This is a genomic window from Leifsonia sp. PARNA 1/14, assembly GCF_055720965.1.
This window is the reverse complement of the sequence record NZ_JBVQSP010000001.1, coordinates 881,293-908,184: the sequence shown is the minus strand read 5'-3', so window position 1 is coordinate 908,184 and position 26,892 is coordinate 881,293. Positions and strand designations below refer to the sequence as shown.

The window sequence follows — 26,892 nt, the reverse complement described above, 5'->3', positions numbered from 1 at the left end:
GCGACCGAGTCTACCCGCGGTGGGCGCTCTGGCTCCCGGCGAAGGGGTTCAGAGGATCTCCGGGTCGTCGAAGCGGACGCGGAGGGTGGGCGCCGGACGGTAGCCGGGACGGCCTCCCGGAGCCTTGCGCCGCTGGGTGGCGTTGCGCACCACGGCCGCACGCACGGCGGCGGCGACCTCCGCCCCTCGCGCGTACTCGAAGCGGAGGATGGCGCGGACGGTCTTCTCGTCGACGTCCGCGGGACCCAGCACATCGATCAGGAGGCCCGGGTCCACCGCCTCCAGCACTGCACGCACCGAGGCCTCCGCACCGCTTACGGAGGCGAGCCGCACCGCCGGCGGGAAACGCAGCTGGCGCCGGTCGGTCAGCTCCTCCCGGGCGAAGTCGACGAGCCGATCGGTCGCGAAGTCGCGTGCGAGATCGCCGGAGACGCCCACGAGGAGCGTCGGCGCTCCGGGCGCGGCCAGCACGGACGCGCTCGTCCACCAGCGCAGGCAGTCCTCCGCGACATGGAGGGTCTCCCGCGCGAGCATGCGCTCGCCGTCGAGCAGCAGCACGGCCTGGTAGCCGCCGTCGGCGATCGGCTCGGCGCCACGGGTGGCGACCACGAGCGCGGGAGCCGGCCCGACGCGCAGCACGGGGTGGTCGCCGTCGGCGAGGATGACCCGGGTGCCCGGAAACGCCCGTCCCAGCTCCTCCGCCGTGCGGCCCGAGCCGGGCGTGACCATCCGCAGCTTCGTGTGCTCGCAGCGGCTGCAGCTCCACTCGGTCGCCAGCGCGCCGCACCAGCCGCACGACGGCGTCGCACCGGCGCGGCGCTGGCCGAGCGGGCCCGAGCACTTCGCGCACCGGGCGGCCTGGCCGCAGTGCGCGCACGACAGCACCGGCAGGTAGCCCGGCCGTGCGACCTGCACCAGCACCGGCCCCCGCGGCCTGCCGCTGTCGCCGCTGAGCGCCTCGCGCGCTGCCCGCCACGCCGACGACGGGATGCGCGCCGCGCGTGCTGCCGGCTCGGAGGCACTCTGATTGGCGGTCAGCACGACCTTGGGTGAAGAGGTGCGCTCCGGACCGACGTCGCGCAGCCAGCCGAGCTCGACGAGGCGCTGCGCCTCCACGCTGCGCACCAGACCGCTCAGGACGAGTGCGCAGCCCTCCAGCTCCTGACGCACCAGCGCTGCGTCCCTGGCGTGGACGTACGGGCTCAGGGGCTCCGCCAGCAACGGGTCGCTGTCCTCCCAGACCGCGATGAGGCCGAGGTCGGTGGCCGGGGCGTAGACCACCGACCGGTTGCCGATCACGATCCGCGGGCCGGAGAGCGCCGCGAGGAAGCCCTTGTAGCGGTCGGGGTTCGACTGGGACGCGTCGGCCCGCACCACGGCGTCCTCCGGGGCGATCGCTCCCAGCGCCGCCGCCAGCTGGTCGAGGTCACGATGATCGGGGACGGCGACGATCGCGGTGGCCCCGCGCCGCCAGGTCGCGGTGGCGAGCGCCGCGAGCGTGATGGCCCACTCACCGACCCAGGTGCCGTCCGGGAGGCGACTCAGGCGCGGGATCGGCCGCAGCGCGAGGCGCTTTCCTGCCGCGACCGCAGCCTCCACGGCGCCGGCGGCATAGCCGCGCACCGGGAAGGCCGCCGTCGCCTCGGCCGGCGGGGTGGTGTCGGTCTCTGCGGCCGCGTCGCCGTCGTGCTCACGCGCCGCCAGCCAGGCCTTCTCGACTCGAACCATGCGCTGCGGCACGGCGAGCCGCAGGATGTCGCTCGCCGTGCCCGCGCTCCGGTCGGCGAGCTTGCGGGCGAGTCGCCACACCGGGTCCGTCAGGACGGGCACCGGCGAGACGACGGCCTCGATCGGACTCAACGTGCCCGAGAACGCCGCGTCCGGCTCGGCGAGCTCCACGACGTACCCGTCGGCGACCCGGCCCGCAGAGCGCAACGGCACCCGCACCCGCACTCCCGGCAGCACCTGCTCGGAGAGCTCTTCGGGAACGCTGTAGTCGAACAGGTGGTCGAGCTGCGGCAGCGGCGAGTCGAGGACGACACGGGCGACCGTCGCGGCCGCCTCCACGCTAGAGCCCTGCGGCGGAGCGCAGGTCGTCGACGCGGTCCAGCCGCTCCCAGGTGAAGTCGGGGAGTTCACGGCCGAAGTGGCCGTAGGTCGCCGTCTGGGCGTAGATCGGCCGGAGCAGGTCGAGATCCCGCACGATCGCCGCGGGCCGCAGGTCGAACACCTCGCGGATGGCGCGGATGATGCGCTCGTCCGGGACGGTGCCTGTGCCGAACGTCTCGACGTAGAGGCCGACCGGCGCCGCCTTGCCGATCGCGTACGCCACCTGCACCTCGAGCCGCTCCGCGAAGCCGGCGGCGACGGCGTTCTTGGCGACCCAGCGCATCGCATAGGCCGCCGAGCGGTCGACCTTCGACGGGTCCTTGCCCGAGAACGCTCCGCCGCCATGACGGCTCGCGCCGCCGTACGTGTCGACGATGATCTTGCGGCCGGTGAGGCCGGCGTCGCCCTTGGGGCCGCCGATCTCGAATCGGCCTGTCGGGTTGATGAGGGTGCGGATGTGCGCGGTCTCGAGCCCCGCGGCGTGCATGACCGGCGCGATGACCTCTTCGATGACCTCCGCCTGCAGCTGCTCGCTCGACACGTGCGGCGCGTGCTGCGTGGAGAGGACCACCGTCTCGACCGAGCGCGGCGTGTAGCCCTCGTAGCCGATCGTCACCTGGGTCTTGCCGTCGGGCCGGAGGTAGTCGAGCGTGCCGTCTTTGCGTACGGCGGCGAGCCGCTCGGCCAGGCGGTGGGCCAGCCAGATCGGCAGCGGCATGTACTGCGGGGTCTCGGTGGTGGCGAAGCCGAACATGATGCCCTGGTCGCCGGCACCCTGACGGTCGAGGTCGTCGACGCTCTGCTCGGCGCGCGACTCGAGCGCGTTGTCCACGCCCTGGGCGATGTCGGGCGATTGGGCGCCGATGGAGACCGAGACGCCGCACTGGGTGCCGTCGAAGCTCACGTCGGACGAGTCGTAGCCGATCTCGACGATCTTCTCGCGCACCAGCGCGGGGATCTCCACGTAGCCGTTTGTCGTCACCTCGCCCGCGACGTGCACCAGACCGGTCGTGACCAGCGTCTCGACCGCGACCCGGCTGTGCGGGTCTACCGCGATGAGCGCGTCGAGGATGCTGTCGGAGATCTGGTCGCAGATCTTGTCCGGGTGACCCTCGGTGACCGACTCGGACGTGAAGAGGCGCAGATCTGCCATTGTTCTCCTTGATCGCGGCGCGGAGGGGTGTCTCGGGATGCCGTGGCCCGGTCGTCGACTAGACGACGACGTCGAGGATACGGTCGGCCACCGACAGCTTGCTCCCCGAGGCCTCCATCACTATATCGCCGCCCCTGCGCAGCACGACGACCTCGTTGCTCTCCGTTGCGAAGCCCTGCTCCCAGCCCACCTGGTTGAGCACCAGGAAGTCGCTGCCCTTCGCAGCGAGCTTGGTGCGGCCGAGCTCGATCAGGGTGGACGGGTCCGGCTCGGTCTCCGCCGCGAAGCCCACGACGACCTGGCCGTCGCGGCGCTCGGCCGAGAGCCCGGCGAGGATGTCGGGGTTGGCGACCAGCTCGATGGTCAGGGTGTCGCCTGCCTCGGACTTCTTGATCTTGCTGTTGCGGGTGACCGCAGGCCGGTAGTCCGCCACCGCGGCCGTCATCACGACGACGTCTGCCGACCGCGCGGCCTCGGTCACGGCCTCCTGGAGCTCGAGTGCCGTCTGCACGTCGACGACCTCGACACCCTCGGGAGGGTCGACCTCCAGGTGCGCGGCGATCAGCACGACGTCGGCGCCGCGGGCCTGGGCCGCGGCGGCCACGGCCACGCCCTGCCTCCCGCTCGACCGATTGCCGAGGAAGCGGACGGGATCCAGCGGCTCGCGGGTGCCGCCTGCCGTCACGACGATGCGCTTGCCTGCGAGATCCACGCCTCCGCGCGGCAGCCGGGACGCCTCGTTCGCGCGCCGCCGCTCGGAGAGCACGACCACGTCGGCGACCGGCTCGGGGACGGCCGAGACGGCGAGACGCGGCGAGATCCCGGCAGCACGGAGGGCGGCCCGCACGATCACATCGGGCTCCTCCATGCGGCCCGGGCCGGAGTCGGCGCCGGTGAGCTGGCCGGAGGCGGGACCCACCACGGTGACGCCGCGGCTGCGGAGGGTCGCGACGTTGGCGACCGTGGCCGGATTGCGCCACATCTCGGTGTGCATCGCCGGCGCGACGACGAGCGGCGCCGTGGAGGCCAGCACGGTGTTGCCGAGCAGGTCGTCGGCGAGGCCGGCCGCCAGCTTGGCGAGCGTGTTGGCGGTCGCCGGCGCGATCACGATGAGGTCGGCGGACTGGCCGATGGCCACGTGCCGCACCTCGGCGACGCCCTCGTAGAGGTCGGTCGCCACCGGGTTGCGGCTGATCGCCTCGAGCGTCGGCCGGCCGACGAACCGCAGCGCGGCCTCCGTCGCGACGACGTGCACCGAGTGCCCTTCGAGGACGAGCGCGCGGATGACGCCCACGGCCTTATACGCGGCGATGCCGCCGGTCACTCCGACGACGATGGTCAATCGTGGGCTCACGGCGGCATCTCCACATCTGCCGGGATCCGGCTGCGGTCGAACGGTGGCGCTGGGTCAGCGGCTCTCAGTCTGCGACGGCTCGGGCGACAGGTTACTCGGCCGCGAGCGGCTTGATGACGAGCTTGTCCTCGTTGATCTCGTGCAGCGCCACCGACAGGGGCTTGTCGTCGACCGACGAGTCGACCAGCGGGCCGACGTTGTCGAACAGGCTGCCCTCGTGGAGGTCGGCGTAGTAGTCGTTGATCTGGCGCGCGCGCTTGGAGGCGAAGATGACGAGCGCGTACTTGGACTCGACGCGAGCCAGGAGGTCGTCGATGGGCGGGTCGATGATGCCGTTGTTGCTGGTTGCCATGCGGAAACCCTCTCTGATTGTGAATCCGGCCCGGTGAGCGCGGAGAACCTGCGGAAGACGCCGGAAGGCGGCGCTACGCGGTGTTTTCTGGAGACTCGGCGGTCTACGGGCGCGACGGCGCCGAGCGGACCTTCATCAAGTCTACGACCTCGCGAGCGGCCTCGGCGACCGTGTGGTTGACGACCCGGTAGTCGAACTCGTCCTGGGCGGCCAGTTCGACCTTCGCGGTCTCCAGCCGGCGCTGCTGCTCCGCGGAGTCTTCGGTGCCACGCCCGATGAGCCGGCGCACCAGCTCCTCCCAGGTGGGAGGCAGCAGGAAGATGAGCCGCGCCTCCGGCATCGACTCGCGCACCTGGCGTGCGCCTTGGAGGTCGATCTCGAGCAGGACGCTCCTGCCCTGCTCCAGTGCGTCCTCGATGGGGGCGCGCGGCGTGCCGTAGCGGTAGGCGTTGTGCACGGTCGCGTGCTCCAGCAGCTCGCCCTCGGCGATCATGCGGTCGAACTCGGCGTCGTCGACGAAGTAGTAGTTGACCCCGTCGACCTCGCCGGGCCGCGGCGCGCGGGTCGTCGCCGACACCGAGAGCAGCACGTCCGGGTAGTTCTCGCGGATGTAGGTGGACACCGTGCCTTTGCCGACGGCGGTCGGCCCGGCCAGGACCACCAACTGGTTGCGACGCCGGCCGACCTTGTTCTCGCGCTCGATCAGGAACTCGCGCAGCTTGAGGCGCTGATGGCGGCCGAGGCCGCCGAGGCGCTTGGCCGGAGAGATCGCCAGCTTCTGCAGGGCCTCCTGCATCTTGGTCGTTCCGATCGCCGGGACGCTGAGCAGGAACTCGGTGACGCGGAGCCGGCCCTCGACGCCGTCGGGCGCCGCGGTCGCGTGGTCGAGCACCACCAGCGGAGAGATCTCGCGGGCGGCGATCGCGTTCTTCACGGCGGCGCGCGCCCGGCGGGCTGCGACAGCCGCGGCGGACGCCGCTGCGCGGTCGACCTCCGGCGGGGCCGGACGGGCCGATGCCGAAGCGGGCTGAGGTTCAGCCATGGCTGGCGCGCACCTCCTCCGCCCGACGCGCGATGGCGCCGGCCAACCCGTGCGGGCCTGCGCTCAGGAGGCCGCGGGACTCGCTCACGATCACTCCGGGCGCGTAGGCGCCGAAGAGACGGTCGACGTCTTCGACCCGCGCGCCCTGGTGCCCGAACCCGGGCGCCAGCACCGGGAATGCCGGATCGAGCGCGACCGCGGTGTCGATGCCGTAGTCGCCGAGCGCGACGGTGGCGCCGAGCACCAGGCCGACCGTACCCAAGGGATGCGGAGGCTGAGCCTGGTTGAACGCGTGCACGTCTTCGATGATCGCACGGGCCACGGTCATCCCGTCACGGGGTCCGTCCGCGACGACCGCCTGCTGCACGGCCGCGGCCTCCGGGTTGGAGGTCGCTGCGAGCACGAACAGGCCCTTGCCGGTCTGCTCCGCGAGCCGCATCGGCTCGGCGAGGGAGCCCACGCCCTGGAACGCGGCGACCGTCAGCGCGTCGGCCTCCAGCGGCGAGCCTGGGGCAAGCCACGACTCGGCGTAGGCGGCGACGCTCGTGCCGATGTCTCCGCGCTTGGCGTCGGCGATCACGAGCAGGCCGGCGTCGCGCGCTGCGCGGATCACGTCCTCGAGCGCCGCGTAGCCTGCCGACCCGTAGCGCTCGAAGAACCCGACCTGCGGCTTGACGATACCGGCGCGGCCCGCTGCGGCCTCCACCGTGCGCAGGCCGAACTCCCGCACTCCGGCGGCGGAGGCGTCCAGCCCCCAGTCCGCCAGCAGGTGCGCGTGCGGGTCGATGCCGACGCACAGCCGCCCGCGCTCGGCGAACACGCCCGCGAGGCGGTCGCCGAACGGAACGGCTGCGGTAGTCGTGCCGTCGGTCACGCGCGCGCGGCCCTCTGCAGCGCGTACTCCTGCAGCGACGTCACCTCGAAGCCCTCGCGGACCGCGTCGAGGGAGGCCACGGCGGCGCTCAGCTCGGCGATCGTGGTGAACAGCGGCTTGTCGCCGGCCACCGCGGCCGCGCGGATCTCATAGCCGTCCGCACGCGCAGAACGGCCGCTCGGCGTGTTGATGACGACGTCGACCTCGTTGCGCGTGATGAGCCCGACGACCGAGTCCTCCTCCGGCGCCTCGCTGAACTTGCGGACGACGCGCGCGGCGATGCCGTTGCGGTTGAGCACCTCGGCCGTGCCCTCGGTCGCGACGATGTCGTAGCCGAGCTGCTGAAGCCGGAGCACCGGGAGGACGATCGCGCGCTTGTCGCGGTCGGAGACCGAGACGAAGACGGTCCCCTCCAGCGGCATGCCGCCGTAGGCCGCAGCCTGGCTCTTGGCGAACGCCGTCGGGAAGTCGCGGTCGATGCCCATGACCTCACCGGTCGAGCGCATCTCCGGGCCGAGCACGGAGTCGACGATCTTGCCCTCGCGGGTGCGGAAACGCTTGAACGGGAGCACGGCCTCCTTGACGGCGACCGGGGAGTCCATCGGAATGACCGAGCCGTCGGTCTCCGGCAGGAGCCCCTCCTCGATCAGGCCGGAGATCGTGTCGCCGACCATGACGCGCGAGGCGGCCTTCGCGAGCGGGATGCCCAGCGCCTTCGAGACGAACGGGACGGTCCGCGACGCGCGCGGGTTGGCCTCCAGCACGTAGAGCACGCCGGCGCCGATCGCGAACTGCACGTTCAGCAGTCCGCGCACGCCGATGCCCTCGGCGATCTTCAGCGTCGCCTCGCGCACGCGATCGATCTCGCGGCGACCGAGCGTGATCGGGGGGAGGGTGCAGCTGGAGTCGCCGGAGTGGATGCCGGCCTCCTCGATGTGCTCCATGACGCCGCCGATGTAGAGCCGGACGCCGTCGAAGAGCGCGTCGACGTCGATCTCGATCGCGTCGTCGAGGAAGCGGTCGACCAGCAGCGGGTGTGCGGGTCCGACGATGCCCTGACCGGCCACGCGCTCGAAGTAGTCCGCGAGCGACGCGGTGTCGTAGACGATCTCCATGCCGCGGCCGCCGAGTACGAAGCTCGGGCGCACCAGCACCGGATAGCCGATCTGCTCGGCCGCGTGGGCGGCGCTCGGGAAGTCGACGGCCGTGCCGTTGCGCGGGGCCAGCAGACCGGCGTTCTCGAGGATCTCGGCGAACAGGCCGCGCTCCTCCGCCAGGTCGATCGCCTCGGGGGTGGTGCCGAGGATCGGGACGCCCGCGGCTTCCAGGCCCTTCGCGAGACCGAGCGCCGTCTGGCCGCCCAGCTGCACGACGACACCCACGAGCTCACCGGACTGCGACTCGGCGTGGATGACCTCCAGCACGTCCTCGAGCGTGAGCGGCTCGAAGTACAGGCGGTCGGAGGTGTCGTAGTCGGTCGACACGGTCTCAGGGTTGCAGTTGATCATGATCGTCTCGAACCCGGCGTCGTGCAGGGCGAACGAGGCGTGCACGCAGGAGTAGTCGAACTCGACGCCCTGCCCGATGCGGTTCGGGCCGGAGCCGAGGATGACGACCTTGCGCGCTTCGCTCGGCGCGACTTCGGTCTCCTCGTCGTAGCTCGAGTAGTGGTACGGCGTGAGTGCGGGGAACTCGCCGGCGCAGGTGTCGACCGTCTTGTAGACGGGGCGGACGCCGAGGATGTGACGCACCTCGCGCACATCGGCCTCGCCGAAGCCGCGCAGCTCGCCGATCTGGGCGTCGGAGAACCCGTGGTCCTTCGCGTACCGCAGCGTGTCGGTGTCGAGGGTCTGCGCGTCGCGGATCTGCGCGGCGACCTCGTTGATCAGGACGATCTGGTCGATGAACCAGGGATCGATCTTGGTGGCCTCGAAGACCTGCTCGGGCGTCGCGCCCAGGCGCAGGGCCTGCTGCACGTCGACGATCCGGCCGTCGGTCGGCGTCGCGATCGACTCCAGCAGCTCCTCCACGCTACGCGACTCGGCTCCCCAGTGGAAGGACGAGCCGCGCTTCTCGAGAGAGCGCAGCGCCTTCTGCAGCGCGCTCGTGAAGCTGCGGCCGATCGCCATCGCCTCGCCGACCGATTTCATGGTCGTCGTGAGCGTCGGGTCGGCGGCCGGGAACTTCTCGAACGCGAACCGCGGGACCTTGACGACGACGTAGTCGAGCGTCGGCTCGAAGCTCGCCGGGGTCACCTGCGTGATGTCGTTGGGGATCTCGTCGAGGCGGTAGCCGATCGCGAGTTTGGCCGCGATCTTGGCGATCGGGAAGCCGGTCGCTTTGGAGGCCAGCGCCGACGAGCGGGAGACGCGCGGATTCATCTCGATGACGATGATGCGGCCGTTCTCGGGGTTCACCGCGAACTGGATGTTGCAGCCGCCGGTGTCGACGCCCACTGCACGGATGATGTCGATGCCGATGTCACGCAGCTTCTGGTACTCGCGGTCTGTGAGCGTGAGCGCCGGAGCGACCGTGATCGAGTCGCCGGTGTGCACGCCGACCGGGTCGACGTTCTCGATGGAGCAGACGACCACCGTGTTGTCGGAGGTGTCGCGCATCAGCTCGAGCTCGTACTCCTTCCAGCCGAGGATCGACTCCTCGAGGAGCACCTCGCTGGTCGGGCTCTGGTGGATGCCGTCGCCGACGATGCGGCGCAGCTCCTCTGGCGTGTACGCGAAGCCGGAACCCAGGCCGCCCATCGTGAACGAGGGCCGGACGACGAGCGGGTAGCCCAGGTCTTCGGCGTACCCGAGCGCCTCCTCGACGGTGTGCGCGATGTACGAGCGGGCGACCTCCGCGCCGGCCTCGATCACGAGCTCCTTGAAGATCTGGCGGTCTTCGCCCTTCTGGATCGCCTCGAACTTCGCGCCGATCAGCTCGACGCCGTACTTCTCGAGGATCCCGTGCTCGTGCAGCTGCATGGCGGCGTTGAGCGCCGTCTGGCCGCCCAGGGTCGGCAGGATGGCGTCGGGCTTCTCCTTGGCGATGATCGTCTCGATGACCTGCCAGGTGATCGGCTCGACGTAGGTGGCGTCGGCGAAGTCGGGGTCGGTCATGATCGTGGCGGGGTTGGAGTTGACCAGGATGACGCGAACGCCCTCCTGCTTGAGCACCCGGCACGCCTGCGTGCCGGAGTAGTCGAACTCGCAGGCCTGGCCGATGACGATGGGGCCGGACCCGATGACCAGGACGGAGTGGATGTCGTCGCGCTTGGGCATCAGTCGTTCTCCTGGGTCTGGTCGTCGGTGGTGTTCTCGATGGCCGACTCCGGAGTGCCCACGCCGTGGCGCGCGCGGATCATGTCCAGGAACCGGTCGAAGAGGTAGTTGGCGTCGTGGGGACCTGCCGCCGCCTCCGGGTGGTACTGCACGCTGAACGCGTTGATGTCGAGGCAATTGAGCCCCTCCACGACGTTGTCGTTGAGGCTGAAGTGGCTGACCTCCACCGTGCCGAATCCGGCCGGCGAGTCGAAGGTCGCGTCGATCGGCGCCTTGACCGCGAACCCGTGGTTCTGCGCCGTGATCTCGACGCGCCCGGTGCGCTTGTCGAGCACCGGCTGATTGATGCCGCGGTGGCCGAAGGGGAGCTTGTACGTGGTCAGCCCGAGCGCGCGGCCGAGCAGCTGGTTGCCGAAGCAGATGCCGAAGTACGGCAGACCGGCGCGCAGCGTCTCCTGCAGGAGGGCGACGTGCTTGTCGGAGGCCTGCGGGTCGCCCGGACCGTTCGAGAAGAACAGTGCGGACGGCTTCAGGCTGAGCACGTGCTCGGCGGTGACCTGCTGCGGGAGGACGTGGACGTCGAGGCCGCGGCCCGCAAGGTTCTCGAGGGTGGACTTCTTGACGCCCAGGTCGAGGACCGCGACGGAGCCGATCCGCTCGCCGACTGCTGGGACGGTGTAGGGCTCCACGGTGGAGACCTCGGCCGAGAGGTTGCGGCCCGACATCTTCGCGCCGGAGAGCACGAGCTCCAGCTGCTCCGCGTCGCTCAGGCCGAAGTCGTCGCCTGAGAAGATCCCGGCGCGCATCGCGCCGGCCGACCGGATGTGGCGGGTGACGGCGCGCGTGTCGATGCCGCTGATGCCGACGACGTTCTGCTCGACGAGGTCGTCGTCGAGGCTGCGCTGCGCGCGGAAGTTGGAGACGACGCGGCTGGGCTCGCGGACGACGAAGCCGTCGACCCAGATCCGCCGGGACTCCATGTCTTCGTCGTTGGTGCCGGTGTTGCCGATGTGCGGCGCCGTCATCAGGACGATCTGGCCCGCGTACGACGGGTCGGTCAGGGTCTCCTGGTAGCCGGTCATGCCGGTGGCGAAGACCGCCTCGCCGAGTGTGCGGCCGCGGGCGCCGTACGCCCGGCCCACATAGCGCTTCCCGTCTTCGAGGACGAGGACGGCAGGCTCTGCTGCGACCACGTCACACCTCCCTTTCGGTGCTGTCACCCGGCGTGCTGTCCGCCGGGACGATGTCTTCGACGGCCGAGGTCAGCAGACTCCGGCCGGCCGGGTCCACGACCCGGAAGTAGCTGTCGGCGGCCGCGCCGCCGCTGGTGGTCCAGCCGAGGCGGACCAGGCCGTCCCGCTCGACGGCGCGGTCGATCGCGACGCTCGATGCACCGATTCCGGTGAGCGCCGCGGCGGGGATGAACACGGGCTGCTCCCCCGTCACCCGCAGCTGCACGCCGTCGGCCGTGACCTCCAGCGTGCCTCTGCCGCGGTACGACAGACCGGGCAGGGCGAGGCGCTCCAGCGGCTCCCCCGCCTTCGTCGTGGCGACGTAGAGCACCTCGGAGGTCGCGGTCGCAGCCGACGCGATCTCCGGCGCGGGGTACCCGCCGCCGGCCGGCGCATCGCGACGCACACGCCGGCGCCAGCCGACGATCGCGAGTGCGAGCACCACGATGACGACGAGCAGGATGCCGATCGTCGGAAGGAGCTTATCCACGGGCCACCTCCAGCTGGTCGACGACCGTGCCGTCGAGGACGGTCGCGTAGCCGCGATGGAACGTCGCCACCACCCGGCCGGGGAGCGCCATCGACAGGTAGGGCGAGTTGACGCCCTTGCCGGCGAGGTCGCCGGTCGAGAACTCCCGCGATGCGGCCGGGTCGTACAGCAAGAGCTCCGCCGGCGCGCCCGCCTCGAGCGGGAGGCCGTGGCCGTCCAGACGGCCGATGCGCGCGGGTGCGGCCGCGAGCACACGGGCGATGTCGGTCCAGCCGAGCAGCCCGTTGTCGACCACGGAGGCCTGAACGACCGACAGAGCCGACTCCAGGCCGACCATACCGAACGCGGCGGCGTCCCACTCGCAGTCCTTCGACTCGACCGGGTGCGGGGCGTGGTCGGTCGCGACGATGTCGATCGTGCCGTCGGCGAGGCCGGCGCGCAGCGCCTCCACGTCTTCGGCGCGGCGCAGCGGCGGGTTCACCTTGTAGCGCGCGTCGTAGCCGGAGGCCAGCTCCTCGGTCAGCAGCAGGTGGTGCGGCGTCACCTCCGCGGTGACGTCGACTCCGCGGGCCTTGGCCCAGCGGATGACGTCGACCGAGCCGGCCGTCGACACGTGGCAGACGTGCAGGCGTGAACCGACGTGTTCGGCCAGCAGCACGTCGCGGGCGATGATCGACTCCTCCGCCACGGCGGGCCAGCCGGTGAGGCCCAGCTCACCGGACAGTGCGCCCTCGTTCATCTGCGCGCCCTCGGTGAGCCGCGGCTCCTGCGCGTGCTGGGCGATGACGCCGCCGAACGCCTTGACGTACTCGAGCGCGCGACGCATCAGCAGCGGGTCCGAGACGCACTTGCCGTCGTCCGAGAACACCCGCACCTTGGCGCGCGAGTCGGCCATGGCGCCGAGCTCGGCGAGCCGTTCGCCCGCGAGGCCGACGGTCACGGCGCCGATCGGCTGCACGGTCGCGTAGCCGGCCGCCTCGCCCAGGCTGAGCACCTGCTCGACCACGCCGGCGGTGTCGGCGACCGGGGAGGTGTTCGCCATCGGGAAGACCGCGGTGAACCCTCCCGCCGCGGCCGCGCGCGTGCCGGTGAGCACGGTCTCGCTCTGCTCGTAGCCGGGCTCGCGCAGGTGCGTGTGGAGGTCGACCAGCCCCGGCAGCGCGATCAGGCCGTCCGCGTCGATCACGGTGGCGCCGGCCGCTGACGCTTCGGCGCCGGTCGCGGCGATCCGCCCGTCGGCGAGGAGGAGGTCGGTGCGGGTGCCGTCGGCCAGGGACGCGCCTCTGATCAGGTACTGCTGGCTCACCTTGTCACTCCTGTACACACCGTCATTCATCGCGCACCGCCATCCACCGGCGGCACTTCTTTCGTCCTCTGCCCGTCCCGGTCGCCACCGGACAGCAGCAGGTACAGCGCCGCCATTCGCACGGACACGCCGTTGGCGACCTGCTCCCGCACCGTCGACCGCGGCGAGTCGGCTGCTGCCGCCGAGATCTCCAGCCCGCGGTTCATGGGTCCGGGGTGCATCACAATGCTATCCGCCCCGAGCCGCGCCAGTCGTTCCTCGTCGAGCCCCCAACGCCTGGCGTACTCGCGCTCGGTCGGGAAGTAGGCGGCGTGCATGCGCTCGCCCTGGATCCGGAGCATCATCACCACGTCCGGCTGCGCGGCGATCGCGCGGTCGAGGTCGTAGCCGATCGTGGCCGGCCAACTCGACACGTCCACCGGAAGGAGTGTGGGAGGAGCGACGAGCGTCACCTGCGCGCCGAGGGTCTGCAACAGCCACACGTTCGAGCGCGCGACCCGCGAGTGCAGGATGTCGCCGACGATCGTGACGCTCACCCCGTCGAGGTCACGGCCCCGCGATTCGCGGCCGTGCAGGCGCCTGCGCATCGTGAAGGCGTCGAGCAGGGCTTGAGTCGGGTGCTCGTGCGTCCCGTCGCCGGCGTTCAGCACACCGGCGTCGATCCAGCCGCTGGTCGCGAGCGTCTGCGGCGCCCCCGAGGCGCTGTGCCGCACCACCACGGCGTCGGCGCCCATCGCTGCGAGGGTCTGCGCGGTGTCCTTGAGGCTCTCGCCCTTCGAGACGCTCGACCCCTTCGCGGAGAAGTTGATCACGTCGGCGGAGAGCCGCTTGGCCGCGGCCTCGAACGAGATCCGCGTGCGCGTCGAATCCTCGAAGAACAGGTTCACGACCGTCTTGCCGCGCAGGGTCGGGAGCTTCTTGACCTCCCGCTCCTGCACGTCGGCCATGTCCTCCGCGACGTCGAGCAGCGTGATGGCGTCGTCGCGCGACAGCGTCTTGGTGCTGAGCAGGTGCCTCATGCGCGGACTCCTTCGTCGATGGTCACCGACTCCTCACCGTCGATCTCGTCAAGCCGCACGAAGATGCGCTCGGTCGCCGCCGACGGGAGGTTCTTGCCGACGAAGTCCGCGCGGATCGGCAGCTCGCGGTGCCCGCGGTCCACCAGCACGGCCAGGCGCACGGCTCGCGGCCTCCCGAGGTCGCTGAGCGCGTCGAGGGCCGCGCGGATCGTCCGGCCCGAGAACAGCACGTCGTCGACCAGCACGACGGTGCGGCCGTCGATCGGCCCCGGCAGCGAGGTGGGCTGCGGGGCGCGGGTGGGATGGCGCGACAGGTCGTCGCGGTACATGGTCACATCGAGCGCGCCGACGATGTCGTCGGGCGAGGCCACGGACTGCGGCTCGATGCGCTGGATGTTCTCGGCGATCCGCCGGGCGAGCACGACGCCGCGCGTCGGTATCCCCAGGACCACCAGATCGTTCGTTCCCCGGTTGGACTCGAGGATCTCGTGGGAGATCCGAGTCAACGCCCGGGCGATGTCAGCCTGCTGCAGCACGGTACGCGCCGTCATGCCGACCTCCTTCCCCGCCTCACAGGACGGCTGTTAAAGGATGCCAATTGGGATGAGCCTAGCAGGGTGCGCCGCCACTACCCGCCGAGGAAGCTCGCGAACTCCTTCTCGTCGCTGATCGAGCCGGTGTACTGCTTGCCGTTCACGAGGACGGTCGGCGTGCCCTGGATGGTGTCGAGCGCCTTCTTGCCGTCGACCGTGATCGGGCCGGACTGGGAGTGCGCGGTGTTCGCCTGCGCCCACGCCTGGTACGGACCGCCGCGGTCGATGCAGCTGGAGATGTCGGTGATGCCGAGGTCGGTGGCGCGCTTGGCGAGCTCGGAGTCCGTCAGTCCGTTGGAGTTCTCCTCCGGCTGGTCGGTGAAGAGCGCTTGGTAGTAGTCGAGCACATGATCAGGATCGTGCACCCCGACGCACACGAGCGCCGCCGCCGCCCGCGTCGAATAGCCGGTGCCGTTCGATGCACGGTCGAGGAAGGTCAGCGGGTGCAGGCGGAGCGTGATGGAGCCGTCCTTGACCGCGTTCGACACCGTCTCGCCGTTCGACTTCTCGAAGGCGCCGCACACCGGGCACATCGCGTCGAACCAGATGTCGACCTTCTTCGATCCGGTGCCCGCCGAGACGAAGCCGCCATCGAAGTCGACAGCGGCGTCCGTGCCGGTCGGAGGCTTCGCGGACGCGACCGGGACGTTCGAGTTGCCGCCGAGCAGCGAGCACGACGCCACACCGGCCGTCACCGCGACCGCGAGAGCGGCCGCCGCGACGATGCGAGCGAGCCTCCGGGAGGCCGGGATCCTCATGCGCGCTGCGAGCGGTTCTGCGCGATCTTGGCCAGCAGACCGTTCACGAAGCCCGCGGAGTCGTCCGTCGACAGCACGGTCGCCGCCTCGACGGCCTCCGAGATCGCGACGCCGTCGGGCACCTCGTCGTTGAACAGCAGCTCCCACACGCCGATACGCAGGATCGCGCGGTCGACGGCGGGCATGCGGGCGAGGGTCCAGCCCTGCGCGTACGTCTCGATCTGCTCGTCGATCTCGTCCTGGTGGTCGATCACGCCGTCGACGATCTCGCGCGCGTACAGCCAGGAGGCCTCACGCGTCGGCTCGTTCGCGGCGCGCTCCGCCTCGGCGGCCAACGCCTGCGGGAGGGTCAGCTGACGCAGGTCGGCGCTGAACAGCACATCGAGCGCGCGCTTGCGCGCCTTGGTCCGGGCGCTCACTAGTCGTTGACGCGGCCGAGGTAGTCGCCGCTGCGGGTGTCGACCTTGACCTTGGTGCCGGTCTCGAGGAACAGCGGGACCTGGATCTGGTAGCCGGTCTCGACGGTCGCCGGCTTGGTGCCGCCGGTGGAGCGGTCGCCCTGGAGGCCAGGCTCCGTGTACGTGATCTCGAGCACGACGGAGGCCGGCAGTTCGACGTAGAGCGGCGAACCCTCGTGCAGCGCTACGGTGACGTTCTGGTTCTCGAGCATGAAGTTGGCGGCGTCGCCGACGACCGGGCCCGGGATGGTGATCTGGTCGTAGTCGCTGGTGTCCATGAACACGAAGTCGGCGCCGTCCTGGTACAGGTACTGGTAGTCGCGGCGGTCGACGTTGGTGATCTCGATCTTCGCGCCGGCGTTGTAGGTGCGGTCGACCGTCTTGCCCGTGGTGACGTTCTTCAGCTTCGTGCGGACGAACGCTCCACCCTTGCCCGGCTTCACGTGCTGGAACTCGATGACGCTCCAGAGCTGTCCGTCGATGTTGAGGACGATGCCGTTCTTGATGTCAGCGGTCGATGCCATGCGCGAGTTCCATTCGGTTTGCGGAAGATTCGGGTGGATGCGGCGCTCAGCGCCCTCCACAGCGGGCTCGGCGTACGGAGCCCCAGAAGATTCTAGACGTCAGCGCGCGTTTCGGCGAATGAACGCCAGAGCCAGGCGGTACGACTCGAACCCGAGACCGGCGATCACGCCCGTCGACACCGCGCTGATGACGCTCGTGTGCCGGAACTCCTCACGCGCGTGCGGGTTCGACAGGTGCACCTCGATCACCGTGCCGCCCGCCTTGGTCACGAGCGAGACGGCGTCGCGCAGGGCGTACGAGTAGTGCGTCCAGGCGCCGGCGTTGAGGATGACCGGAGCGCCGCTGTCGGCAGCTTCGTGCAGCCAGCCCAACAGCTCTCCCTCGGTGTCGGTCTGACGGAGCTCGACCTGCAGTTCTGGCGCGTCCTCCTGGAGCAGCGCGCGCAGGTCGTCCAGGGTGCCCGCGCCGTAGACGTCGGGCTCGCGCGTGCCGAGCCGGCCGAGATTGGGGCCGTTGAGGACGAGGACGGATGCCATGCCGATCACCCTACCGATGCTTCCCCGTCGGCGAGCGGACGGACGCGCACGGCCGACCACACGTCGTCGACCGCGACATTGCTGATCGGGCGCCAGCCGAACGAGCCGGCCTCCCGGATGAAGGTGTCGCGGTTGAAGTCTGCGCGGCCTCCCTTCGGGTACAGGAACCAGACCGCGCGTGCCCCCGTCAAGGCGGGGAGCTCGGTGGCGAACCGCGTCATGAGCTCGTCGCGCGTGCGGACGAAGGTGACGGAGACGGCGGCCTCTGTCGGCGCGACCTCGACGACGCTGCCCGGCAGGGCGCCGAGCACTGCGCGCTCGTCGTCACCCGCACCGACGAGACTCAGTGCGTCGCCGGCCTTGATGAGGAGCTTCTCGACGATCGTCTTGGCCATCAGGAGCCGATCTCCTGGTAGGCGGCGAAGAGGAGGCTCTGATCGGGTCCGGCGAGGATCGTCGGCCGCGCGAGGTCGTCGAGGACGATGAAGCGCAGGAGGCTCCCCCGCGCCTTCTTGTCGCGCTGCATGGTCGCCAGCAGAGTCTGCCAGCGGCCGGCAGGATACGTCGTCGGCAGGGTGAGCGACTCGAGGATCCGGCGGTGCCGGTCTACGACGCTGTCGCTCAGCCGGCCGCTCAGGCGCGCGAGCTCGGCGGCGAAGACCATGCCGACCGACACCGCAGCGCCGTGCCGCCACTGGTAGCGCTCGGCGTGCTCGATGGCGTGGCCGAGCGTGTGCCCGTAGTTGAGGATCTCGCGGAGGCCCTGCTCGGTGAAGTCCTCGCCGACGACGCGCGCCTTGATCCCGATCGACAGCTCCACCAGCCGGCGGAACTCCGGCGACTCGGGGTTCGTCGCGACGTCCACATCGCGCTCGATGATGTCCAGGATCTCGGGCTCGGCGATGAAGCCGTACTTGACGATCTCCGCGAAGCCCGCCAGCAGTTCGTTGCGCCCGAGGGAGGTCAGCGTGTCGAGATCGCACACCACCGCGGCCGGGGCGTAGAAGGCACCGACGAGATTCTTGCCCTCAGCAGTGTTGATGCCGGTCTTGCCGCCGACGGCGGCGTCGACCATGCCGAGCACCGTGGTCGGAACCTGGATCAGCCGGACGCCGCGCAGCCAGGTGGCCGCGACGAACCCGGCCAGGTCGGTCACAGCGCCGCCGCCGAAGCCGATCACGGCGTCTGACCGTGTGAAGTCGGCCTGGCCCATGATGCCCCAGAGGAATGATGCGACCTCGACGCGCTTGGCCGCCTCCGCATCGGGCACCTCGGCCAGCAGCACCTCGTACTGCTCGGCCAGCGACTCGCGCAGTTCCGCCGCGGCGGCACCGAGGGTGGGCGGGTGCACGACGAGCACCTTGTTCACGCCGGAGCCGAGGTGCGACGCGAGTCCGAAACGCAGTCCTCGCCCGACGACGACCGGGTACTGGTTCGTGCCGGCGACGAGGATCTCGGTGGGCTGGTCGGTCATGGCTCTCCTTCTTCGGTGCTCTGCGCTTCTTCGACCCAGCGCGCGATCTCCTCCACAATGGTGTCGATCGGCCGGGTGGAGGTGTCGGCGGTGTAGTCCGCGAGGGACTCGTAGAGCGGGGTGCGCGCCTCGACGAGCCGCTTCCACGATTCCAGGTCGGTCACGAGCGGGCGTTTGCTGTTGGTGATCCGCGCGGCGATGGCGTCGGGCCGAACCGTCAGCAGCACGACCCGCGTCGCGGCGAGGTCGGCCCGGGTGTCCGGGTCGAGCACAGCACCGCCGCCGAGCGAGACGACTCCGGGTCGCGCGACCGCTTCGGCGACGGCGGCGCGCTCCAGCGCGCGGAAGTAGGGCTCGCCGTGCTCGGCGAAGAGCTCCGCGATGGCGCCGTGCTCGGCGACGACCACGGCGTCGGTGTCAACGAACGGCAGGCCGAGCCGCCGCGCCAGGCGCTTGCCCAGCCGCGTCTTGCCCGCCGCCGGTGGGCCGATCAGGACGATCGTCACGGCCGTTCAGGCGTAGGGCGCGCTGACGCGCTCCGTCGCCAGGTTCTCCGGAATGGCGTCGAGGTAGCCGCGGAGGTTGCGGGCGGTCTCGGTCACCGAGTCTCCCCCGAACTTCTCGAGCACGGCGTTCGCCAGCACCAGGGCGACCATGGCCTCGGCCACGACACCCGCAGCCGGCACCGCGCAGACGTCGGAGCGCTGGTGGTGCGCCGGCGCGGCCTCGCTGGTCGCGATGTCGATCGTGCGCAGCGCGTGCGGAACCGTCGCGATCGGCTTCATGCCCGCGCGGACGCGCAGGACGCCGCCGGTGCTCATGCCGCCCTCGGTGCCGCCCGCCCGGTCGCTGGTGCGGATGATCGTGCCGTCCTCCGCGACCAGCTCGTCGTGCGCCTGGGACCCGCGACGGGTCGTCGTGAGGAAGCCGTCGCCGACCTCCACCCCCTTGATCGCCTGGATGCCCATGAGCGCGGCTGCGAGCTGGCCGTCGAGGCGACGGTCCCAATGCACGTGCGAGCCGAGCCCCGGCGGGAGGCCGTAGGCCAGCACCTCGACGACGCCTCCGAGCGTGTCGCCGTCCTTGTGCGCGTCGTCGACCTCCGCCACCATCCGCTCGGAGGTCGCCGGGTCGAAGCACCGCAGCGGGTCGGCGTCGAGCGTCGCGACGTCGGCGGGCGTGGGCAGAGGGGCGTCCTCGGGGACGCGCACCGGCCCGATCGACAGCGTGTGGCTGACGAGCGTGATGCCGAGCTCGGCGAGGAACGAGCGGGCGACGGCTCCGAGCGCGACGCGCGCAGCGGTCTCCCGGGCGCTGGCGCGCTCCAGGACGGGACGCGCCTCGTCGAAGCCGTACTTCTGCATGCCGACCAGGTCGGCGTGGCCCGGGCGCGGACGCGTCAGTGCAGCCCCGCGACCAGTGGCGAGCTTCTCGGGGTCCACCGGCTCGGCGCTCATCACATCGACCCACTTGGGCCACTCGGTGTTGCCGATCCGGAGGGCGATGGGGCTGCCGAGGCTCAGCCCGTGGCGCACGCCGCCCGAGATGTCCAGTGCGTCCTGCTCGAACTTCATGCGCGCACCGCGCCCATAGCCGAGCTTGCGGCGGGCGAGGTCGGCGCGGACCGCGTCCAGCGACACGGGGACTCCGGCGGGGAGTCCCTCCAGGACGGCGATGAGTTCGGGGCCGTGGGATTCCCCGGCCGTGAGCCAACGAAGCATGCTTCGATTCTGGCACAGCGGCGGGAGGCCGCTTCGCGCGGTTACGCCCCGCTCGACCGGTGACCGGTCGTGAAGATGTCGGTGTGCTCGATGAACGCGTGGAGCAACCGGTCGTCCTCCGAGGTGAACCTGTGCCGTTCGTAGACCGGGACGGCGCGCGGGCTGGAGTGCACCGTGACACGCTCGAGCCCGAGCTCGGCGGCGCGCGCCAGCACGGCGTCGATCAGGCGCCCTCCGACGCCGACGCCGCGTCGGTCGGGCACGACGTAGGCGCACTGGAGGTCGCCGGAGGCCCGCTCGAACAGCCGGGCACTCGGCACCCGGTCGACGATGGCCAGCCAGGCCATGCCCAGCACGCGCTCGTCTTCGACGGCCACGAAGCACTCGTGGGAGCGGCGGCCGGCGGCCCAGGCGGCGAAACGCGCCGCGAAAGCCTCCCGGGTGTCCTCCGGCTCTCCCCCGAACTCCCGGTTGGAATCCCACCGCAGCCCGCCCACGACGATCCACTCGTCCGGGCGGGCCCGACGGACCTCCACGAGGGCCACAGAGCGGCTACTCGGCCTCGGCCGCGTCGGAGCCGTCACCGAGCGGCGAGCCGTCCGTGGCGATCCCCACCGCTGTGAGCATGGCGGCGAGGACCTCGTCTTCGTCCGGGAGCGGCTGCAGCGGATCGCCTGAGACGAAGATCCGCACCTGGAGGAGCGCCTGATGGGCCAGCATGGCCAGCCCGGAGACCACCGTGCCGCCCACCAGCTGCCAGGAGCGCCCGAGCGCGCTGGGCCACGGGTCGTATGCGACGTCGAGGAGCACCGCACGGCGACGGGTCGAGTCGGTGTAGACGGCAGCCGTCGAGGCGCCGCCCGGCAGCGTGCTGATCACGAGCTCCGGCACGTCGAGCGAACGATCGGCCTGCGCGAACGAGCGGATCCGGACCATCAGGCCGAGTTCGTGCGCGAGCGGCTCCAGCCACACGCTCTTCTGGAGGTCGCGGACGTGCACGTCGACGCGCTCCGCCCCGAGCTCGGCCGCGGCGACGAGCGCGGACGCGGCCGTCGCTCCCCCGCCGAGCACGTGCACATAGCGGGCGCTCTCCAGGCCAGCGGCGCCGAGGGCACGCACGATCCCCGCGACGTCGGTGTTGAACCCGTCCACGGCCTCGCCGTCGAGCAGCACGGTGTTCGCGACACCGGTCTGCTCCGCGACCCGGTCGACGGAGGTCAGCAGCGGGACGACGGTCTGCTTGAGCGGCATCGTGAGCGAGAGGCCCCGCCACTCCGGGCCCAGGCCGTTGAGGAAGGCGGCGAGGCCGTCCTCCGTGACGTCGACCGGCTCGTACGACCACGGCAGGCCGAGGGCCGCGTACGCCGCGCGATGCAGGGCCGGCGACTTCGAGTGGCCGATCGGCGATCCCAGCACGGCCAGGCGACGGGTGGCCTCGGTGGCCTCCACGGCCTCGGTCGCTTCGGCGTCGAGCTCGACCTCGGTCTCCTCGTGGGCTGTGATCTCGGCCTCGTCATCGGTCGCGACCTCGTAGTCAGCGTCCGCGTCGTCGTCAGCGTCGGCCTCGTCGTCCAGCGGTTCCTCGCTGTCCGCCGCGGCCTCGGCCTCGGCGATCGCGGTCTCCTCGGCCTCCGCCTCGCGCTCGGCCTCGACCAGGGCCGCGATCTGAGCCTCCGCCGAGGCCTCCGACACACCGTCCTCGATCGACGCGTCATCCGCCGGAGCGTCGTCCGCCGGGGTCCGCGCCGGATTGCGGTTCCCCGCGCCGCCTCGCGCCGCCGGGGTCATCGGTTCTCATCCATAGCTGGGGTTGTCCTTCATCCACTGCTGCCACTTCGCGACCGCCGCGTCGTGCTCGGCGGACGTCGTCGAGAAGATCGTTTCGCCGGTCTTGAGGTTCCAGGTCACGAAGAACATCCAGGGGCCGTCGGCCGGATGGACGACCGCGTTGATCGCCAGATCGCCCGGGTTCGAGATCGGCCCCACCGGGAGCCCTGGGTGCACATAGGTGTTGTAGGGGTTCGACGCGTCCGCGCGCTCGGCGTCCGTCGTCTCCACCCGCTGCGTGTTGCCGGTGCCGTACGCGACGGTGGCGTCCGACTGGAGGTCCCAGCCCTGCGCGAGCCTGTTGAGGAACACGCGCGCGACCTTGGGATAGTCGTCCTTGAGGCCCGCCTCGCGTTGCACGATCGACGCCAGCACCACGGTGTTCCACCGATCGGCCGGGGCGACCCCCGCCTCGTCGAGCGACTGGAACGACCGGTCGACCATGGTCTTGATCACGTCATGGGCCGTCGCACCGGGAGCGAAGGTGTACGTCGCGGGAAACAGGAAGCCCTCGAGGGTCGTCGCCTGCGCCGGGAGGCCGTACTCGGCTGGGTTCGCCGCCGCCTGCTGGAGCTCGGCAAGCGGGATCTTCGTCGCATCGGACACCGTCTGCAGCGCGTCCTTCTCGGCCGTCCCCTCGGGGATGACCGCGGTGTTCTGCATGCGGTTCGCGGGATCCTGCAGAGCAGTGAGCGCAGCCTGGGCGCTCATCCCCTTGGCGAGCTTGAACACGCCGGGCTGGAACTCGACTTCGGGATGCTGGCGGAGCAGCAGCTGATAGAAGGCGTCGTAGCTCTTCGTGACGCCGGCCTTCTGCAGGTTGGTCGCGATCGAGCCTCCGGTGTCACCCGACTTGACCGTGAACACGACCTGGCCGGTCCCCGATCCCGAGTAGTCGTTGTCGACCGGCGACAGCGCCGTGATGAGCTTGGCGACCTGCGGCTGGAACGCGGCGTACGCACCTCCGGCCAGTCCGCCGAGGACCGCGACGATGACGACGGTGATGACGACCGGCTTGACCCAGCGCCGCTTGCGCTTGGGAGGCTTCTGGTGCGAGACGTAGTTCTGCTGGCGCCACGCCAGCGGGTGCTCGGAGTCGCGTCCGCCGACTTCGCCGCGGTCGTCGGACAGCGGAGAGAAGATGGCGTGCACCGGGCTGTCGAAGCGCCCGTGCTCGCCCGCGGCCGCGCCGTGCGTCGCCTCGTGCCGCGTCGACGCGGCGACGGTCACGCGATCCGAGACGCCCTCGGACTCGGCGTCGACCGAGATCGGACCGGTCACAACGGAGTCGAAGTCCAGCCCGGCGAGCGTCTGACGCTGGGCGGAGGTCTCGGCGGGAGGCGGGGTCCACGGCCCGGGTGTGCGCGGGTTGCGCTCGTCGGCCGGCGACTCGGGGGCAGCGGAGGCTTGCGGAGCCTGCGCCTGCGGAGCCTGCTGCTGCTGGGCCTGCTGCTGCTCGGCCTGCTGCGCATTCCAAGCGTCTTGCGCCTGCTGTGCCTCCCTGGCCTCCCGTGCCTCGCGGCGGGTCATCGGCTGCCGGTTCACGGCGGGGAAAGCGGGCGGCTCCGGCTTCTCCTGCGGGTTCTGCGACAAACTAGGGTCCAATGCTCGGTTCGACGGGACGGCCCGGCGGACGGCCTGAAGCGCGCTCCGCGTCGAGGGCGTGCTGCAAAATTATCGTGGCGGCCACCTGATCCACCACCGGACGCGCGCTTTTCGAATTCTTGCCCGACGCTCGGAGGGCCGAGTGCGCCGAAACGGTCGAGAGCCGCTCGTCAACCAGTCGCACGGGCACCTCGACTTCGGCTTCGAGCGCTTCGGCGAACGAGACGGCATCCGCCGTCGACGCTGTCTGCGCGCCCGAGAGCGCCAGGGGTAACCCGACGATAATCTCGAAAACTCCGAGTTCGGTCACAATCGCAGCGATCCTGCGACGATCCGCAGCGTCTTCGGAGCGTGCGACCGTCTCCACCGGTGTCGCCAGCATCCCGTGCGGGTCGGATCGGCTCACGCCGATCCGGACCTTGCCGACGTCGATGCCGAGCCGCACTCCGATCCGCACGCTCAGCCGATCGCCGCGACCACTGCCGAGAGCGCAGCGGGGATCGCCTCGGCGTCCGTGCCGCCGCCCTGCGCGAGATCGGCCTTGCCGCCGCCGCCACCGCCGAGGATCCCGGCCGCGGTCTTGGCGAGCGCACCGGCGTTCACGCCGGCGTCGCGTGCGGCCTGGTTTGTCGCAACGATGACCACCGGCTTGCCCGCAGCACGGGCCGCAAGAGCGACGGCCGACGGGTCGGACCCCAGGCGCTCGCGGACGGTCGTCACCAGGAGGCGCAGATCGTCGGCTGAGTTCAGCGCGCCCGCATCCTCCGCGACCACCGTGACAGCGCCGCGTCGCGTCGACGACTGCAGCAGCGACGGAACCTTGTCGAGCACGGCGCGCGCTTCGAACGCCTGGATGCGCTTCTCCGCGGCCTTCAGGCTCGCCATGAGGTCGGCGATCTTCTCGGGGAGCTGCTCGCGCGGCGTCTTGAGCGAGCCCGAGAGCTGGGAGACGATCGTGCGCTCGACCGCGAGGTCCTGGAAGGCCTCCAGTCCCACCAGCGACTCCACACGGCGGTTGGTCGAACCGACCGACGACTCGCTGACCAGGTTGATCATCCCGATCTCCGCGCTGGTGGACACGTGCGTGCCTGCGCAGAGTTCGCGCGACCACGGGCCGCCGATGTCGACCACGCGCACGACGTCGCCGTACTTCTCGCCGAAGAGGGCCATGGCGCCGAGCGCCTTCGCCTCCGCGAGCGGCAGTTCACGCGTGGTGACCTGGAGGTTGTCGCGGATCGCGTTGTTCGAGATCTCCTCGATCTCGCTGCGCGTCTCCGGAGACAGCGCCTGGTTCCAGGAGAAGTCGAGCCGGAGATAGCCGGCTTTGTTGAACGATCCCGACTGGTGCGCATTGGGGCCGAGCACCTGGCGCAGCGCCGCGTGGATGATGTGGGTGCCGGAGTGCGCCTGCGTCGCACCCCGCCGGTACTGCGCATCGACCAGGCTTGTCGCGGGGGCGCCCACGCCGACCTCGCCACTGCGCACAAGGACCTTGTGGCTGATCAGGCCCTTGACCGGCTTCTGAACATCGAGCACGTCGAGCTCGAAGCCCGGGCCGACGATCGTGCCGGCGTCCGCGCTCTGGCCGCCGGACTCCGCGTAGAGGGAGGTCGCGCCCAGGATGACCTCGGCGACCTGGCCTTCGCGGGCGACGTTGACCGATTGGCCGTCGACGATCAGGCCGAGCACGCTCGACTCGGTCTCGAGGTCGGTGTAGCCCGTGAATACGGTCTCGCCCTGCGCGCGGAACGCGCTGTAGACCGACAGGTCGGCGAGAGCGGTCTTCTTCGCCTTCGCGTCCGCCTTGGCGCGGGCGCGCTGGTCGGCCATCAGAGTGTCGAACGCCGCGCGATCGACACTGAGGCCGGCCTCCTCCGCCATCTCCAGTGTCAGATCGATCGGGAAGCCGTACGTGTCATGCAGGAGGAACGCGGTGTCGCCGGCGAGCTGCTCGCTGCCGGCCTTGCGCGTATTCGCGACCGCGGTGTCGAGGATGCTGGTGCCCGACGCGAGCGTACGGAGGAAGGTCTCCTCTTCCGCGTAGGCGAGCTGCGACGTGCGAGCGAACTCGGCCTCCACCTCGGGGTAGGCCGCCTTCATCGCGTCACGCGAGGCGGGGAACAGCTCGGGGAACGTCGCCGTCTCCACACCCAGCAGGCGCATCGCGCGCACCGTGCGGCGCAGCAGCCGCCGAAGCACGTAACCGCGGCCCTCGTTCGACGGCGTCACGCCGTCGGTCATGAGCATGAGCGCGCTGCGCACGTGGTCGGCGACCACGCGCAGCCGCACGTCGTCCTCGTGCGCCTCGTTGCCGTACGGCTTGCCGGCGAGCTCCGCCGCGCGGTCGAGCACCGGGCGCACCTGGTCGATCTCGTACATGTTGTCGACGCCCTGCTTGATGAACGCGACGCGCTCGAGGCCGAGACCGGTGTCGATGTTCTTCTTCGGCAGGTCGCCGAGGATGTCGAAGTCCTTCTTGCCTGTCCCCTCGCCGCGCAGATATTGCATGAAGACGAGGTTCCAGATCTCGACGTACCGGTCGTCGTCCGTCGCGGGGCCGCCGTCGATACCGTAGGCCGGCCCGCGGTCGAAGAAGATCTCGGAGCAGGGACCCGCCGGGCCCGGCTGACCGGTCGACCAGTAGTTGGTGTCCTTGCCCAGACCCTGGATGCGCTCTGCGGGAAGGCCGGCGACGCGGCTCCAGATCTCACGGGCCTCGTCGTCCTCCTCGTAGACCGTCACCCACAGGTCCTTCGGGTCGAAGGCGAGGCCGCCCTCGTCCTCCGACGACGTCAGCAGCTCCCAGGCGAACGTGATCGCCTGCTCCTTGAAGTAGTCGCCGAACGAGAAGTTGCCGCACATCTGGAAGAACGTGCCGTGCCGCGGTGTCTTGCCGACTTCTTCGATGTCCAGCGTGCGGATGCACTTCTGGACGCTCGTGGCGCGCGGGAAGGGTGCGGGGACCACACCGGTCAGATACGGCACGAAAGGCACCATCCCGGCCACCGTGAAAAGCAGAGACGGGTCGTCGCTCACGAGCGAAGCGGACGGGACGACAGTGTGGCCGCGCGTGGCGAAGAAGTCGAGCCAGCGGCGGTGGATTTCAGCAGTCTGCATGGGTTCCGGTCATTCGAGGTGGTGCGAGCGTCAGTCGTGGGGGTGCGAAGAGACGAGGAGCGGAGAGGA

The 26,892-nt window shown here is 70.7% G+C and carries 25 protein-coding genes; all 25 read right to left on the bottom strand.

From position 1 onward, the window contains the following. Positions 1-48: 48 nt before the first annotated feature. Positions 49-2,067 carry a primosomal protein N' family DNA-binding protein gene (locus AC0HS0_RS04525; protein WP_472961936.1) on the bottom strand — a complete coding sequence of 673 codons (2,019 nt, stop codon included), beginning with the start codon at positions 2,065-2,067 and terminating at the stop codon, positions 49-51. Position 2,068: 1 nt separating this feature from the next. Further along, positions 2,069-3,262: a methionine adenosyltransferase gene (gene metK, locus AC0HS0_RS04520; protein ID WP_472961934.1), complete on the bottom strand. Its 1,194-nt coding sequence runs from the start codon at positions 3,260-3,262 to the stop codon at positions 2,069-2,071. Positions 3,263-3,320: 58 nt separating this feature from the next. After that, positions 3,321-4,604, bottom strand: coding sequence for a bifunctional phosphopantothenoylcysteine decarboxylase/phosphopantothenate synthase (locus AC0HS0_RS04515; RefSeq protein ID WP_472962134.1), 1,284 nt, complete (start codon positions 4,602-4,604; stop codon positions 3,321-3,323). 103 nt (positions 4,605-4,707) lie between these two features. Beyond that, positions 4,708-4,968 carry a DNA-directed RNA polymerase subunit omega gene (rpoZ, locus tag AC0HS0_RS04510; protein WP_055915880.1) on the bottom strand — a complete coding sequence of 87 codons (261 nt, stop codon included), beginning with the start codon at positions 4,966-4,968 and terminating at the stop codon, positions 4,708-4,710. 103 nt (positions 4,969-5,071) lie between these two features. Further along, a complete protein-coding gene (gene gmk / locus AC0HS0_RS04505; RefSeq protein WP_472961932.1) occupies positions 5,072-6,010 on the bottom strand; it encodes a guanylate kinase in 939 nt (312 codons plus the stop codon). After that, on the bottom strand, positions 6,003-6,884 hold the full coding sequence (pyrF, locus tag AC0HS0_RS04500; RefSeq protein ID WP_472961930.1) for an orotidine-5'-phosphate decarboxylase: 882 nt from the start codon (positions 6,882-6,884) through the stop codon (positions 6,003-6,005). The genes gmk and pyrF overlap by 8 nt, the downstream gene beginning before the upstream one ends. Beyond that, the gene (carB, locus tag AC0HS0_RS04495) at positions 6,881-10,162 is read right to left on the bottom strand and encodes a carbamoyl-phosphate synthase large subunit (RefSeq protein ID WP_472961928.1); all 3,282 of its coding nucleotides are present in this window, start codon (positions 10,160-10,162) and stop codon (positions 6,881-6,883) included. The genes pyrF and carB overlap by 4 nt, the downstream gene beginning before the upstream one ends. After that, positions 10,162-11,355, bottom strand: a complete 1,194-nt coding sequence (carA, locus tag AC0HS0_RS04490; RefSeq protein ID WP_472961927.1) for a glutamine-hydrolyzing carbamoyl-phosphate synthase small subunit — start codon at positions 11,353-11,355, stop codon at positions 10,162-10,164. Before carA ends, carB begins: the two co-directional genes overlap by 1 nt. Position 11,356: 1 nt before the next feature. Then, on the bottom strand, positions 11,357-11,884 hold the full coding sequence (locus AC0HS0_RS04485; RefSeq protein ID WP_472961926.1) for a PH-like domain-containing protein: 528 nt from the start codon (positions 11,882-11,884) through the stop codon (positions 11,357-11,359). Continuing rightward, positions 11,877-13,220 carry a dihydroorotase gene (locus tag AC0HS0_RS04480; RefSeq protein WP_472961924.1) on the bottom strand — a complete coding sequence of 448 codons (1,344 nt, stop codon included), beginning with the start codon at positions 13,218-13,220 and terminating at the stop codon, positions 11,877-11,879. Before AC0HS0_RS04480 ends, AC0HS0_RS04485 begins: the two co-directional genes overlap by 8 nt. Continuing rightward, entirely contained in the window at positions 13,217-14,209 is a 993-nt protein-coding gene (locus tag AC0HS0_RS04475; RefSeq protein WP_472961923.1) for an aspartate carbamoyltransferase catalytic subunit, read from the bottom strand. Before AC0HS0_RS04475 ends, AC0HS0_RS04480 begins: the two co-directional genes overlap by 4 nt. Next, positions 14,206-14,760 (bottom strand): bifunctional pyr operon transcriptional regulator/uracil phosphoribosyltransferase PyrR, encoded by a 555-nt coding sequence (pyrR, locus tag AC0HS0_RS04470; RefSeq protein WP_472961921.1) that lies wholly within the window; start codon positions 14,758-14,760, stop codon positions 14,206-14,208. Before pyrR ends, AC0HS0_RS04475 begins: the two co-directional genes overlap by 4 nt. A 77-nt stretch (positions 14,761-14,837) precedes the next feature. Then, positions 14,838-15,560: a DsbA family protein gene (locus tag AC0HS0_RS04465; protein ID WP_472961919.1), complete on the bottom strand. Its 723-nt coding sequence runs from the start codon at positions 15,558-15,560 to the stop codon at positions 14,838-14,840. Then, entirely contained in the window at positions 15,557-15,979 is a 423-nt protein-coding gene (nusB, locus tag AC0HS0_RS04460; protein WP_055915864.1) for a transcription antitermination factor NusB, read from the bottom strand. The genes AC0HS0_RS04465 and nusB overlap by 4 nt, the downstream gene beginning before the upstream one ends. After that, positions 15,979-16,542 carry an elongation factor P gene (gene efp, locus AC0HS0_RS04455; RefSeq protein ID WP_055915862.1) on the bottom strand — a complete coding sequence of 188 codons (564 nt, stop codon included), beginning with the start codon at positions 16,540-16,542 and terminating at the stop codon, positions 15,979-15,981. The genes nusB and efp overlap by 1 nt, the downstream gene beginning before the upstream one ends. A 99-nt stretch (positions 16,543-16,641) precedes the next feature. Continuing rightward, the gene (locus AC0HS0_RS04450) at positions 16,642-17,079 is read right to left on the bottom strand and encodes a type II 3-dehydroquinate dehydratase (protein ID WP_472961916.1); all 438 of its coding nucleotides are present in this window, start codon (positions 17,077-17,079) and stop codon (positions 16,642-16,644) included. Between the two features lie 5 nt (positions 17,080-17,084). After that, positions 17,085-17,474: a hypothetical protein gene (locus tag AC0HS0_RS04445; protein ID WP_472961915.1), complete on the bottom strand. Its 390-nt coding sequence runs from the start codon at positions 17,472-17,474 to the stop codon at positions 17,085-17,087. Next, positions 17,474-18,553 carry a 3-dehydroquinate synthase gene (gene aroB, locus AC0HS0_RS04440; RefSeq protein ID WP_472961914.1) on the bottom strand — a complete coding sequence of 360 codons (1,080 nt, stop codon included), beginning with the start codon at positions 18,551-18,553 and terminating at the stop codon, positions 17,474-17,476. Before aroB ends, AC0HS0_RS04445 begins: the two co-directional genes overlap by 1 nt. Next, positions 18,550-19,059: a shikimate kinase gene (locus AC0HS0_RS04435; RefSeq protein WP_472961911.1), complete on the bottom strand. Its 510-nt coding sequence runs from the start codon at positions 19,057-19,059 to the stop codon at positions 18,550-18,552. Before AC0HS0_RS04435 ends, aroB begins: the two co-directional genes overlap by 4 nt. 6 nt (positions 19,060-19,065) lie before the next feature. Next, the gene (aroC, locus tag AC0HS0_RS04430; protein ID WP_472961909.1) at positions 19,066-20,274 is read right to left on the bottom strand and encodes a chorismate synthase; all 1,209 of its coding nucleotides are present in this window, start codon (positions 20,272-20,274) and stop codon (positions 19,066-19,068) included. Positions 20,275-20,315: 41 nt separating this feature from the next. Next, entirely contained in the window at positions 20,316-20,819 is a 504-nt protein-coding gene (locus AC0HS0_RS04425; RefSeq protein ID WP_472961907.1) for a GNAT family N-acetyltransferase, read from the bottom strand. A gap of 7 nt (positions 20,820-20,826) precedes the next feature. Continuing rightward, positions 20,827-22,062 carry a shikimate dehydrogenase gene (locus AC0HS0_RS04420; RefSeq protein WP_472961906.1) on the bottom strand — a complete coding sequence of 412 codons (1,236 nt, stop codon included), beginning with the start codon at positions 22,060-22,062 and terminating at the stop codon, positions 20,827-20,829. Positions 22,063-22,068: 6 nt separating this feature from the next. Continuing rightward, positions 22,069-23,694, bottom strand: a complete 1,626-nt coding sequence (mltG, locus tag AC0HS0_RS04415; protein ID WP_472961905.1) for an endolytic transglycosylase MltG — start codon at positions 23,692-23,694, stop codon at positions 22,069-22,071. 1 nt (position 23,695) lies between these two features. Continuing rightward, entirely contained in the window at positions 23,696-24,163 is a 468-nt protein-coding gene (gene ruvX / locus AC0HS0_RS04410; RefSeq protein ID WP_472961903.1) for a Holliday junction resolvase RuvX, read from the bottom strand. Between the two features lie 2 nt (positions 24,164-24,165). After that, complete coding sequence (gene alaS / locus AC0HS0_RS04405; protein WP_472961901.1) at positions 24,166-26,823, bottom strand: alanine--tRNA ligase; 2,658 nt, start codon at positions 26,821-26,823, stop codon at positions 24,166-24,168. Between the last annotated feature and the right edge of the window lie 69 nt (positions 26,824-26,892).